Below are 12,405 nucleotides of genomic sequence, written 5' to 3'. Positions count from 1 at the left end.
ACTTGAGCTCGTCGGGGGTGCGCCCGAGGCACCGGAGGAAGAGCCCTTCGCGCAGGGGCCTCTCACCTTGGGAGGGTGGTGGTGACCATAAGCCCGCCGCGTTCCCGGGGGGCCGCGGTCACATCGCCGTCGTGGGAGCGCGCGATGGCTCGTACGATCGCCAGGCCGAGGCCCGAGCCCCGCTCGGAGTCGGTGCGGTCCGCTCCCAGGCGGCGGAAAGGCTGGAACAGCGCCTCGATGTCCTGGCGGGCGACCACGGGGCCGGTGTTCTCGACCGTGAGGGTTGCGGCGCCGTGCGGGGTGGTGCGGGTGGTGAGGCGGACCCAGCCGTTCGGTTCGTTGTAGCGAATGGCGTTCTCAAGCAGGTTGTGGATGATGCGCTCCAGCATCACGGCGTTGCCCGAGGTGGTGGCGGGCATGGTGTCGAGCCGGAGGCCGATACCTGCTTCGGCTGCCTGTGACTGGTGCAACTCGGCGGTGTGACGGGCGAGTTCGGTGAGGTCGACGGGTGTCCGGTTGGCGACCTCTGTCTCGCCCTTGGCCAGCGCGAGGAGGCCGTTGATCAGTCTTTCGTTGCGTTCGTTGACGGCGAGTAGTGAGGTGCCGAGGCGTTTGGTGTCTTCGGTTGCGGTCTTGCGGCGCAGGGCCACCTCGACGAGGGTCCGGTTGATGGCGAGGGGCGTGCGCAGTTCGTGGGAGGCGTCCGCGATGAAGCGCTGCTGGTCCTGGAAGGACTTCTCCAGGCGCCCCATCATCGAGTCGAAGGTGTCGGCGAGCTCGGTGACCTCGTCGCGGGGGCCGGTGAAGGCCAGCCGCTCACTGAGGTCGCCGCGGGAGGTGATGCGGCGCGCGGTCTGGGAGATGCGGTTGAGGGGACGCAGCACGCGGCCGGCCATCAGGTAGCCGAACAGCGTGGCGACGACGGTGAGCACGCCCAGGGCGAGGGCGCCTTGGCGGAGCAGGGACTGCAGGGTCGCGGCCCGGTAGCGGTCCTGGAGTTCGCGTAGCTCGGGACTGCCGGCCAGTCCGGCGGCGGGCTCCGACGGGAGGCTGTGGGCGGACGCTTCGGGTACCGGGGCGATCCCGCCCTCCTTGGTGATCTGCAGGGCCACGCCGTCGAACCGGTCGTTCAGTCCCGCGTCGAGCAGCAGATAGGTCACGCCGAGCAGGATCACGCCGCAGGCCATGAACAGGGCGCCGTACAGGAGCGTGAGCCGGACGCGGATGGGGAGACGCGGCAGCCGCGAGGTGAGCCTCATGGGATCTGGTACCCCGAGCCCGGGACGGTCTGGATGACCGGCGGCGGCCCGAGTTTCTTGCGCAGTTTCATCACGGTCACGCGGACGACGTTGGTGAACGGATCGATGTGCTCGTCCCAGGCCCGCTCCAGGAGTTCCTCGGCCGAGACGACCGCGCCGTCCGCCCGCAGTAGTTCCAGCAGGACGGCGAATTCCTTGCGTGCGAGGGATACGTAGTGTCCGTCGCGGTAGACCTCGCGGCGGGCCGTCTCCACCCGCAGGCCGGCCCGTTCGTAGGTGGGCGGGCCCGCGGGCTGGGCGCGGCGGGCCAGGGCGTGGACGCGGGCGACGAGCTCCTCGAAGGCGAAGGGTTTGGTGAGGTAGTCGTCGGCTCCGATGGCGAGGCCCTCGATGCGGGAGGGCACATCGGAGGCGGCGGTGACCATGAGGATGCGGGTGCGGCCGCCGGATTCGACGACGGCCCGGCACACCTCGTCGCCGTGTACGACGGGCAGATCGCGGTCCAGGAGGAGCACGTCGTAGTCGTTCACGGAAAGGCGTTCCAGAGCGGAATCCCCGTCGTGCACGACGTCGACGGCGAACGCCTCCTCACGCAGCCCTTCGGCGACGGCGTCGGCCAGCATCCGCTCGTCCTCGGCGATCAGCACTCTCATGATCCCCAGAGTGCCAGAGGCCGGGATAACCAGGACGTAACCGCCTGCGGTTACGGAGGGGATACCGGGCCCCGCCTCTACTGGTCCCCGACGCCGGGAGAGACTCGGCACAGAAGGGACTGCCGAGCGCATGCGTACCATTTCGCGCACCAACTGGGGGCTGCTGGCAGCCATACCGCTGCTGAGCCTGAGCCTGGCCGCCTGCGGGGGCGGTACCGGCGGGAACGACGACGTCGCGTCGGCCGGCGGCGACAAGAAGGGGGGCGGGCAGCAGCTCACGCCCGCGGAGAAGACCAAGAAGTACAACGCCTGCCTGGCCGAGCGGGGCGTGGCGCCGGGGAGCGGGAAGGCCGGCGAGGACGCGCCCACGCAGACCGCGTCGCCGGAGGAGGTGCAGGCCGCGCTCGCGGCGTGCAAGGAGTTCGCGCCCACCGCGCAGGACGTGCAGCAGGCACCGAAACCTGACGCAAAGCAGCTTGAGCAGGCGCGCGAATACGTCAAGTGCCTGCGGGCCAACGGGTATGACGCCCCGGATCCCGACCCGGAGACGGGAGGCCTGCCGCTCAACGAGGACGCCATGAAGAACATGGACAAGCTGCAGGCGGCTGCGGAGAAGTGCAAGGACGTCAACCCCGCGGCCCAGCGGTGACGGGCGAGACCGACATGACGCACATACCCGAATCCACCGGCGACGAGACGACCCGGATGCACCGGTTTCCCTCTCAAACGGACCCGGTAAAGGATCCGTCAGGGGCCTCGGCGGGCAGGTCACCAGACGGCCCGCGGTACGCCCCACCGCGTCGCCGCCGCGCCCGCACCACCGCCGCATGGATCGCCCTCGCGGTCGTCCTCAGCGGGGCCGGCGTGGCGGCGTACGGCTTCGGCGGCGGCAACGGCGAGAAGTCCGAAAAGGGCAGCGGTCTGCCGCCGGCGACCGCACTGGTGACCCGCTCCGACCTCGCCCAGCAGGACACCGTCACCGGCAGCCTCGGCTACGGCGACAAGCAGCCCCTGACCAGCGGCGCGTCGGGCACCGTGATCTGGCTGCCGAAGCTCGGTGCCACCATCGAGCAGGGCCAGAACGCGCTCAAGGCCGACGGGCGGCCCATCCCCCTGATCTACGGCGACACACCTCTCTACCGCGAACTGCGCGCCGGCACGAAAGGCCCCGACGTCGCCGAGGTGGAACGGGCCCTGGCCGCCCTCGGTTACACCGGCTTCACCGCCGACGAGGAGTACTCCGACAAGACCGCGGCGGCCGTCAAGCGCTGGCAGAAGCACCTCGGAGTGCCACAGACGGGCACGGTCAAGCCCGCGGACCTGGTCGTTGCCGACGGTGAGATACGCGTCACCGGCCAGGAGGTGAAGAAGGGCCAGATACTCCAGCCCGGCTCACCCGTGCTGACGTACACCGGCACCAGCCGGCTTGTCGCCATCGACCTCGACGCGAAGAAGCAGAAACTCGTCCGCCGTGGCGACAAGGTCACCGTCGTCCTGCCCGACGGTGCACACGCGGCCGGGACCATCACCTCCGTCGGCAAGGTCGCCAGCACTGAAGGCGGGGACGGCGCTCCGGGAGAGGGCGACGGCAAGACCGTCATCAAGGTCACCGTCCAGATCGACAAGAAGGACAGGGGAAAGCTCGGCAACTACGACGGCGCGCCCGTCGATGTGGAGATCACCTCCGCGGAGAAGAAGAACGTGCTGACCGTGCCCATCTCCGCGCTCCTCGCGCTGTCGGAGGGCGGATACGGCGTCCAGGTCGTCAAGGGCTCCGTCAGCAGCACGGTCGCGGTGGAGACCGGCATGTTCGCGAACGGCCGGGTCGAGATCACCGGCGCCGGCCTGAAGGCGGGCGACAAGGTCGGGGTACCGCGATGAACCACAACGTCGTACGCCTCGACCACATCACCCGCTCGTACGCCGGCGGCGTCACCGCCCTCGACGGCGTCTCCCTCGACATCCGCCGCGGCGAGCTGGTCGCCATCGTCGGGCCCTCCGGGTCGGGCAAGTCGACCCTGCTCAACATGATCGGCAGCCTGGACCGGCCCAGCAGCGGCACCGTCACCGTCGACGGCCACGACATCGCCGGCCTGGGCGACCGGGAGCTGTCCGCGCTGCGCGCGCTCAGCATCGGCTTCATCTTCCAGCACTTCCACCTCACCGCGGGCGTACGGGCCCTCGACAACGTCGCCGAGGGCCTGCTGTACGCGGGCATCCCGCTCGCGGAACGCCGCCGCGTGGCCCGCAGCGCCCTGGAGCGGGTCAGCCTGGGCCACCGGGTGTACCACCGGCCGCACGAGCTGTCCGGCGGGGAGAAGCAGCGCGTCGCGATCGCCCGCGCCCTGGTCGGCGGGCCGAGCCTGCTCCTCGCGGACGAGCCGACCGGCGCCCTGGACTCCCACTCCGGCACCACCGTGATGAACCTGCTGCGCGCCCTGAACGCCGACGGCACCACCGTCGTGATCATCACCCATGACCGGGAGATCGCGGCTTCGCTGCCCCGCCAGGTCCACGTTCGCGACGGGCGCATCGTGCACGACTCCGCCCAGAACGCGCAGGGCGACGTTCAGGCGGTGTCCGCGTGCTGAAGGTCTCCCGCATGAGCACCCGCGACGTCGTACGCGTCGGCGCCTCCGGGCTGCGCGCCCGCCCGCTGCGGGTCTTCCTCTCCGCGCTCGGCATCGCCATCGGCATCGCGGCGATGATCGGCGTGGTGGGCATCTCCACCTCCAGCCACGCCGAACTGCAGCGCACTCTCGACCGCCTGGGCACCAACCTCCTCACCGCGTCCCCCGGCCGCACCTTCACCGGCGGCGAGGCCAAACTCCCCGAGCGTTCCATCGACATGGCGGGCCGGATCGCCCCGGTCGAGTCCGCAACCGGCACCGGCAAGGTGACGGCGTACGTCTATCGCAACGACCACATCCCGGCCGCCGAGACCGGCAGCATCAACGTCAAGGCCGCCCGCCTCGACCTCCTGGACACCGTCGGCGGCTCTCTCGCCCGCGGCAACTGGCTCAACGCCGCCACCGCCAAGTACCCGGCCGTCGTACTCGGCAGCGGCGCCGCCGACCGCCTGGGTATCGGGGAAGTCGGCCCGGACACCCGGGTCTGGCTCGGCGGTCAGTGGTTCAGCGTGGTCGGCATCCTCGATGAGGCGCTCCTGGCACCCGAGCTGAACGACAGCGCGCTCGTCGGCTGGGACGCCGCCAAGCGGTACCTGGACTTCGACGGACACCCCACGACAATCTACGTCCGCACCGCAGACAGCGCGGTCACGTCCGTACGCGACGTCCTCGCCGCCACCGTCAACCCCGAGGCTCCCACCGAAGTGACCATCAGCCGCCCCTCGGACGCCCTCGCCGCCAAGGGCGCCACCGACAAAGCCTTCACGGGCCTGATGCTCGGCCTCGGCGGCGTTGCGCTCCTTGTCGGCGGGGTCGGCGTGGCCAACACCATGGTCATCTCCGTCCTGGAACGCCGCGCCGAGATCGGCCTGCGCCGCGCCCTCGGCGCACGGCGAGGCGACATCCGCACCCAATTCCTCGCGGAATCCCAGCTGTTGGCAGGACTCGGCGGGATCGCCGGAGTCGTCATCGGGGTGGGCGTCACCACCGCGTACGCCGTCGCGCAGGGCTGGCCGGCGGTCGTCCCGGCCTGGGCGATGGCAGGCGGCCTGCTCGCCACCCTCGCCATCGGGGCCCTGGCCGGCCTGTACCCCGCCGTACGGGCGTCCCGGCTGCCCCCGACGGAGGCGCTGTCCGGGGCCTGATCCCAGGCGGGCACGTCCAAGGTCTGGATGCCCGATCGCGTCGTGCCCGTCCCACTCCGGGGCTGCTCGATGATCCTGCTCGATACGAACGGAGGCCCGCGTGCCGCAGCACGAGCTGCGGCACGCGGTGGGGTCATGACTGTGCACGCGAACGCGCCCCTCACCCCGGAAGGGCGTCTCCGCTTGTGCCTACGCGTCGACGCTGGACGCCCTATCGCGCACATCGCGTTGGAAGCCGGGATCTCGCGTCGCTGCCTGGCGAAGTGGTATGCCCGATGGCGGACACACGGCGAGGACGGCCTGCTCGACCACTCCTCCCGACCGTCTGCCGGCCGTACGCGCACCAGCGAGGGCATCGCCGACCTGGTGGAAGCGCTGCGGCGGCAGACCAAGTACGGGCCTGCCCGGCTCGCCGCAGAACTTGAGCGGCTGCACGTCGTCACCGTGGTGCCGGCCACCGCATCCTCGTGTGTCGCGGCCTAAACGGACTGCGCGACCTCGACCTGCGGGGCGCACCCTTCTCGTCGAGGGTGTCGAGGGTGTCGAGGGAGGCGTGGGGAGCGCGGCAGTCGAGATCGCTGTAGCACAAGGTGCCGCCGTGATAGGGACAGCCAGTGAACGCAACCACTCCCCACCTCTCTCGGCGCCGTTCCCACCACCTGCGGCCCCAGGCTCCGGCCTCGCAGAGCGCCTCACCGCTCTCGCTCCGCACTGCGTCGACCTGACACTCGACACTGCGGCTCCGGCTCGCTGGTCGACCTCGTCGCGATCACGGGCGACCCGACGTGCGTCGCGACGGTCGCCGACCAAGCAGGCGGGTGGCGCCTGGGCACCCTCCACTGCCTCTGGTCGACGCCTCGGCGAGGTCGGCACGGGGGGTGTCGGCGGGGGTCGGGAGGGCGCGGCCGCCGGCGGCGATGGCGCTCTCCTCGGCGAGTCGCTCCGTGCTGGTGGTCGTCTTGAGCGGCTTCTCCTTGATGAGCAGGACGGCGATCAGCGCCAGCAGGGCGAACGGGGTGGCCCAGAAGAAGAGTTCTGCGGTGGCGATGCCGTAGGCGTTCTCCACGAGCGCGCGCAAGGGCGCGGGCAGGGTCATCACGTCGGGGACACTGTGCCCGGCTCCGCCTCCCGGCGTGTCACCTCCCGCCGTGCGGCCGGCGGCCAGTTCGGTGGCGACGCGGTGGGCGAGGACCGCCCCGAGGACGCTGGTGCCCACGGTCCCGCCCATGCTGCGCGAGAAGGACAGGACGGCGGTCGCGCTGCCCAGAGTGTCGGCGGGCACGTCGTTCTGCGCGGCGAGGACCAGGTTCTGCGTCAGCATGCCGACGCCGGTCCCCAGGACGGCCATGTAGACGCTCAGCAGAACGAAGGGCGTGTGGGATCCGATGGTGGACAGCAGGGCGAGGCCGGCGGTCATAAGGACGGTGCCTGCCACGAGGTACCGCTTCCACCTGCCGGTCGCGCTGATCCGGTGGCCGGCGAACGTGGAGGCGGCGAGCGATCCCAGGATCAGCGGCAGACTCATCAGACCGGCGGTCGTGGGCGACTTGCCCATGGCTACCTGGAAGAACTGCGAGAGGAAGACGGTGCCGCCGAAGAGGCCGACGCCGACCAGCAGGGAGGCCAGGCTGGTCAGCGCCACGGTGCGGTTACGGAAGATGCTCAGCGGGATGATCGGCTCGGCGGCCCGGGACTCGACCCGGACGGCCGCCGCCAGCAGCAGCGTGCCGCCACCGACCAGGGCGGCCGTCTGCCAGGAGAACCAGTCGAACGTGCTGCCCGCCATCGAGACCCAGATGAGCAGCGCGCTGACACCGGCGACGATCAGGAGGGCACCGAGCCAGTCGATCTTCACATCGCGGCGGACGTGCGGAAGGTGCAGTGTGCGCTGCAGCAGCGCGATGGCAAGGAGTGCGAAGGGCACGCCGATGAAGAAGCACCATCGCCAGCCGAGCCAGGAGGTGTCCACCAGGAGGCCGCCGATCAGCGGGCCGGCCACGGTGGCCCCGGAGAAGACGGCGCCGAAGACGCCGGAGTACCTGCCCAGCTTCCGCGGGGGGATGACGGCCGCCATCACGACCTGCGTCAGTGCAGTGAGTCCGCCTGCCCCCACGCCCTGCACCACCCGGCTGAAGATCAGCATGCCGACACCCTGGGAGAACCCGGCCACGAGCGAGCCGACCACGAACAGGCCCAGCGACATCTGGAGGAGCAGCTTTTTGCTGTAGAGGTCGGACAGCTTGCCCCACAACGGAACGGTGGCCGTCATGGCCAGCAGCTCCGCGATGATCACCCAGGTGTACGAGGATTGGCTCGCCCCCAACTCGGCGGTGATCCGGGGCAGCGCGTTGGCCACCACGGTTCCGGCGAGGATGGCGACGAACAAACCGGCCACCAGACCGGAAACCGCCTGAAGCACCTGCCGGGGCGGCATCGTCACCGCTTCCGGCCTCTTCTCAGGGGAAACTTCGCTAGCCACTGACTCTTCCAATCAAGGAGAACAGGCGGCGTACTCATGGGCACAGATCGCCACCTGACGGCGATGCACCGAAGGACCGCAAACGAGGGCGGCATCCGATCCGGTGCGGGTGGATCCACCTGCCACCGGGCCGGGCCTGTGTCACATCGCGCGAACAGCGCGGGCGGCCGGATCAGACAAAATGCCGAGCCTGACACTTATTTGACAGTGTTTATTGCGACCTGACGGTGTCGTCGCGTACGGACCTCAGGTCGTAGTCGCGTCCCCCATGGCGCCTCCCGTGGCGTTGCGAACAGCCTGGGCCAGGAGCCGGTGCGCGTGTGCGAATTGCCCCACGTCGGCACCGCCGAGCAGGGCATCGCCGATCGTCTCGTTGACGATCCGTAGGGCGCCCGAGGCGGCCGCCGCGTACACCTGCACCCTGATGTCGTCGGCCGGTAGGTCAAGTCGACCGGCGATGCTCCCGGCCAGTTCGTGTTCCACCTGGTCACAGGCCATTAGCCAGGCCGTGCGGAGTGCGGGCTCCCTGTTGCTGAGCGCGATCATCTTCATCGCGAGCGCGTCGTCGGTGCGCTCCGCCCCGTCGGCGTCGCGGGCATGCCTGCTCATCTCGTCGGCGAGATGGTCATCGAGGGAGAGTTCGGGTTTCCAGCGTCGCAGGGCGGCCATCTCCCATTCGACGCCATGCAAGATGATCGGTTCGGCGCAGCTCTCTTTGCTCCGGAAGTGGCGCCAGATGGTGCGCGTCGACAGGCCCGCTGCTTCGCCGATCTGGTCGCCGCTGGTCGCGGCAACGCCCTGCTCCCAGAAGAGACGCGACGCCTCTCGAGAGATCTCCAACCGGATCCGGCAGCGCCGTTGCTCGCTCGTCCCAGGTCCGACGCGATTGCTCACCTGTATGGGTTCACCTCGTCATTCATCCATGGGACAACGCCGCTCAGACGTCGTTCAGTTGGTGGGGCGGCGGTAACCGACGAGCGCTGCGGCTATGCCGACGAAGGCCAGGAAGTGCTGGGCCTTGGGCTCGCGGCGACGGTGCGGGACACGTGTGCCGGACGGGCCGTGTGGCCCGTCTGGCACGGACGGAGAGCGGAGAGGGCGTCGGTCAGCCGCGCTTGGCGAGCAGCAGCCCCACGGCCTTCAGCCGCTTGTCGGAGGCCCGGGCGGCCCAGGCGACGGCCAGGAAGCCGACGGCGAGGAGCGGGTAGCCCATGGCGATCTTGGCGAAGCCCAGGGAGCCGACCTCGTCGGCCTGGTAGAGGTACTGCTGGACGGCGAACCGGGCGCCGAAGATGGCGGCCAGCACCAGGGTGGCGATGTCGTAGTAGAACCGCGAACGCTTGTCCGCCCGCCAGACGGTGCCCTTGCCGGTCGTCGAGTTCCAGATCAGGCCGGCCAGGGGCCAGCGCAGCACCACGGAGAGGACGAAGGCGACGGCGCCGGCCAGACTCAGCCAGATGCCGATGAGGAAGAAGTCCTTGGCGGATCCCGTGTACCAGGAGATGCCGGCGGCGATCGCCACGCCGAACATGCCGCCGAGCGCGGGCTGGATCGACTCCTTGCGCATCAGCCGCTGCACCGCGATGCCCAAGGCGACGAGCAGGGCGGCGAGGATGCCCACCTTGAGTCCACCGGCGTTGTTGGCGACGACGAACACCAGGGCGGGCAGCGCCGAGTAGATGACCCCCTTCGTGCCGCCCGCCTGTTCGAGCGCCGACTTCTTCTTCCGTTGGTCTGCCGCCTGCATGTCGGTCGCCGCCTCCTGGGGACTGGTGGTCTGCATGGTGATCAGCTCTTCCGGGTTCGTCTTGGGGGTGAAATTCTGCGTCACTAAGTGACAGCTTGACATCTAGTGACGAACGAAGCCACCTCGCGCGACGTGACCTGAGTCACGCCTCGGCGAAACCCCCGCTCAGCGAGTCGCCCGTCATCAGGTGGCGATCAGGGTCCGTACGACGGTGCGGCGATCACGGCGTTGACGCTGATCGGCCCCTCGGGAGGTGTCCCGCATCCCGCGGTGGTGAACGGATCGAACAGCGCGATGCCGCCGAACCAAACCTCAGGTTGACCGGCTCCCGCGCGGCGCGCCGACCAGCTCGTGGTCGGATGCGTGGCGTTCGAGCCGTGGCTGATGGGCCTGCCACGGTGCAGCCACACTCCGCCGCTCGCTGTCCGAAGCCTTCCTGGCGGGGCGTCGGTGCGAGGGGCGATCAGCTCGGTGATCTCTGTGTGGGAGAGCCGGATCTCGACGTGCTTTTCACGCGTGGGCAGACCAGGCGATGTCGGCATCGTCTGAATCAGGGAGGAGTGGTCCGATGGCTCGAACCCCCGATGCCGCTCCGCTCACGCGAGCCCTCGACGGCGTCGAAGCTGACCCGCGCACCCTCTTTGGGTGAGACCGGCCCCGTCGCGGCTCACGATCATTGCCGCGAGCAGGTGTCCTGCCAGATCGGGGTCTTCGTCGCGTATGCCTCCTCAAGAGAAAGGGCTCTGGTGGACCGGAAGCTTTACCTGCCCAGGTCCTGGACTGCGGAGGCGGACCTGTACCGGGCGGCGAAAGTCCCTGACAGTCGTGGCTTCGCGACGAAGGGAGAACTGGCCCGCGCGATGATCCTTCGGGTTCTTGCTTCACCACTCCCCATCGCCCGGGCGACGGGCGACTGCGCCTACGGACAGGAATGGCCCATGCGCCGCACTCCGGAGGAAGCCGGTGTCGGCTACGTCCTGGCCGTGTTGAAGTCCCAGCAACTGCACGCTCCCTTCGGCCGTATCGGCCAGGCCATCGCCGGCGCTCCCGACGAGGCATGGGAACGACGTTCCTGCGGCGACGGTGCCAAAAGGCCCGCGTACCTACGACTGGGCAGCAGCCCGTCTGCCGGTGATCGATGTCTTTGACGGTGACCGTCCCACCGTCAGCGGTGGATGCTGGCCCGCGGCAGCCCGGCCCGACCGGACGAGATCGCCCACTACCTCGCCTACGCACCGAACAGCACCCTTACAGCACCATTCACTTCACCCCAGAAGTCCGCCGACTCCTGGACGCTCTGCTGCCCCGCCCACACCCCGCCTCGGACCCGTTACACACGCCCTGAACTGGTCCCTCTGGCGCAGACGACACCAAGCCGTAGCCCGCCGCTGCCACTACCGAAGAAGAACCAGCTCAGGCAACGATTTCTGACTGGAGTACCGGGACATGGAGATGACGTGTTTGGAGGAATGCCGGCCGAGCTTGACGGAGCTGGTGGCGCGTTGGCAAAGGCAAGATCGTCGGTGCTGCGCACAGTCGCGGTGCGGCTTGGAGTAACTGGACCTGGTCGTGTGGTACGTCCTGTCCGACCTGGCAGCGAAGTTGACGCTGCTCTAAGGTGATCATGCATGAACACTCCTGACCGTCAGAGGCTCGGTATCCAGATCGATGTCCGGGTGCGACAGGCCGACCTTGGTCGAAACGGCTCGGCAAGCACAATCGGCATGGCGCGCTGGCTGGAAGACGCCCGGATCCGGCTGCGGCTGCACCGCTTCGAACGCCTCATTGGTAAGGGTGATTTCGGGCCGCACCAGATCTTGCTCGTCGGCCAACGGGTCAACCGGCTTGCTCCGGCCGGCCCGACCGGTATCCACGTGCAAGTGCACACCGGCGTTCGCCGGATCGGGCACTCCTCATTCACCTTCGAACAGGCGATCATGGTCGACGGCAAGCATGTGGGCAGTGGCGACGCCACCGTCGTGCTGGCCGACAACTCGGGGCCGCTCCAGCTTCCGGACGAGCTGATCGCCGATCTCGACGAGATGCAGCTACCGGAGACAGCTACGTCGGCAGCTGCCCGTCCACGCCCTGAACGCCTGCAACGTGCCAACTACTCGCACTGGGCCACGCTGCGTTCCCGGATCGGTGACGTCGACTCCAACCAGCACGTCAACTTCATCGCATTGACCACTTGGTACGACGAGGCCGTCGCCACCTTCACCTCGCACTCGATTGGGACAAGTGGTGCGGGCTCGGTGCCAGATCTGCCCCCTTCGTCATACCAGATCCAGTATCTCGGTGAGGTGACCTACCCGGGCGACTACGAGATCGGGCTAACGGTCCGCTCCGTCGACGCCGACTCCGTGCACTACGAACTCGGTATCTTCCACGACAGCACCTGCCTGAGCGTGGCCGACGCCGTCGGCCCACGCGGCGAACTGACCTCCGAAGCCCTGAAGGCGGCCCCGACGGCGGACTGACCACAGTCCTCT

At 69.1% G+C, this 12,405-nt stretch carries 14 protein-coding genes and 1 pseudogene; 8 read left to right on the top strand and 7 right to left on the bottom strand.

Features of this window, described 5'->3' with window-relative positions; translation table 11 throughout:
- Positions 1-62 precede the first annotated feature (62 nt).
- Complete coding sequence (locus OG219_RS44115) at positions 63-1,259, bottom strand: HAMP domain-containing sensor histidine kinase (RefSeq protein ID WP_266836768.1); 1,197 nt, start codon at positions 1,257-1,259, stop codon at positions 63-65.
- On the bottom strand, positions 1,256-1,912 hold the full coding sequence (locus OG219_RS44110) for a response regulator transcription factor (protein WP_190072163.1): 657 nt from the start codon (positions 1,910-1,912) through the stop codon (positions 1,256-1,258). Before OG219_RS44110 ends, OG219_RS44115 begins: the two co-directional genes overlap by 4 nt.
- Positions 1,913-2,042: 130 nt before the next feature.
- Here OG219_RS44110 and OG219_RS44105 point away from each other — a divergent pair, with 130 nt between their 5' ends.
- The 6 genes and pseudogenes from OG219_RS44105 to OG219_RS44080 form a co-directional block, all read left to right on the top strand.
- Positions 2,043-2,561: a hypothetical protein gene (locus OG219_RS44105; protein WP_266836766.1), complete on the top strand. Its 519-nt coding sequence runs from the start codon at positions 2,043-2,045 to the stop codon at positions 2,559-2,561.
- 14 nt (positions 2,562-2,575) lie between these two features.
- On the top strand, positions 2,576-3,793 hold the full coding sequence (locus OG219_RS44100; protein WP_266836764.1) for an efflux RND transporter periplasmic adaptor subunit: 1,218 nt from the start codon (positions 2,576-2,578) through the stop codon (positions 3,791-3,793).
- The gene (locus tag OG219_RS44095) at positions 3,790-4,503 is read left to right on the top strand and encodes an ABC transporter ATP-binding protein (RefSeq protein ID WP_266836762.1); all 714 of its coding nucleotides are present in this window, start codon (positions 3,790-3,792) and stop codon (positions 4,501-4,503) included. Before OG219_RS44100 ends, OG219_RS44095 begins: the two co-directional genes overlap by 4 nt.
- A gap of 11 nt (positions 4,504-4,514) precedes the next feature.
- The gene (locus OG219_RS44090; RefSeq protein ID WP_266836760.1) at positions 4,515-5,687 is read left to right on the top strand and encodes an ABC transporter permease; all 1,173 of its coding nucleotides are present in this window, start codon (positions 4,515-4,517) and stop codon (positions 5,685-5,687) included.
- Between the two features lie 135 nt (positions 5,688-5,822).
- A complete protein-coding gene (locus OG219_RS44085) occupies positions 5,823-6,170 on the top strand; it encodes a leucine zipper domain-containing protein (protein WP_266836758.1) in 348 nt (115 codons plus the stop codon).
- A 25-nt stretch (positions 6,171-6,195) separates the two neighbouring features.
- Positions 6,196-6,518 (top strand): annotated as a pseudogene (locus OG219_RS44080) (NADP-dependent oxidoreductase); the annotation flags it as partial.
- On the opposite strand, the gene OG219_RS44075 reads toward OG219_RS44080, so the two are convergent.
- The 5 genes from OG219_RS44075 to OG219_RS44055 form a co-directional block, all read right to left on the bottom strand.
- Entirely contained in the window at positions 6,457-8,121 is a 1,665-nt protein-coding gene (locus tag OG219_RS44075; RefSeq protein ID WP_266837930.1) for an MDR family MFS transporter, read from the bottom strand. The pseudogene OG219_RS44080 and the gene OG219_RS44075 sit on opposite strands and share 62 nt — an antisense overlap.
- A gap of 291 nt (positions 8,122-8,412) precedes the next feature.
- A complete protein-coding gene (locus tag OG219_RS44070; protein ID WP_266836756.1) occupies positions 8,413-9,006 on the bottom strand; it encodes a TetR/AcrR family transcriptional regulator in 594 nt (197 codons plus the stop codon).
- A 108-nt stretch (positions 9,007-9,114) separates the two neighbouring features.
- Positions 9,115-9,246, bottom strand: a complete 132-nt coding sequence (locus OG219_RS44065) for a hypothetical protein (protein WP_266836754.1) — start codon at positions 9,244-9,246, stop codon at positions 9,115-9,117.
- A 25-nt stretch (positions 9,247-9,271) separates the two neighbouring features.
- Complete coding sequence (locus OG219_RS44060) at positions 9,272-9,949, bottom strand: DUF3159 domain-containing protein (protein ID WP_266837928.1); 678 nt, start codon at positions 9,947-9,949, stop codon at positions 9,272-9,274.
- Between the two features lie 158 nt (positions 9,950-10,107).
- Positions 10,108-10,455, bottom strand: a complete 348-nt coding sequence (locus OG219_RS44055) for a hypothetical protein (RefSeq protein WP_266836752.1) — start codon at positions 10,453-10,455, stop codon at positions 10,108-10,110.
- A gap of 42 nt (positions 10,456-10,497) precedes the next feature.
- Here OG219_RS44055 and OG219_RS44050 point away from each other — a divergent pair, with 42 nt between their 5' ends.
- Positions 10,498-11,061: a transposase gene (locus tag OG219_RS44050; protein ID WP_266837925.1), complete on the top strand. Its 564-nt coding sequence runs from the start codon at positions 10,498-10,500 to the stop codon at positions 11,059-11,061.
- 480 nt (positions 11,062-11,541) lie between these two features.
- A complete protein-coding gene (locus tag OG219_RS44045; protein ID WP_266836750.1) occupies positions 11,542-12,393 on the top strand; it encodes a thioesterase family protein in 852 nt (283 codons plus the stop codon).
- The last annotated feature ends 12 nt before the right edge of the window (positions 12,394-12,405 follow it).

It is taken from the genome of Streptomyces sp. NBC_00038 (assembly GCF_026343635.1).
GTDB lineage: Bacteria > Actinomycetota > Actinomycetes > Streptomycetales > Streptomycetaceae > Streptomyces.
Note: the sequence above shows the minus strand (reverse complement) of the source record. Positions and strands in the feature narration are given on the sequence as shown.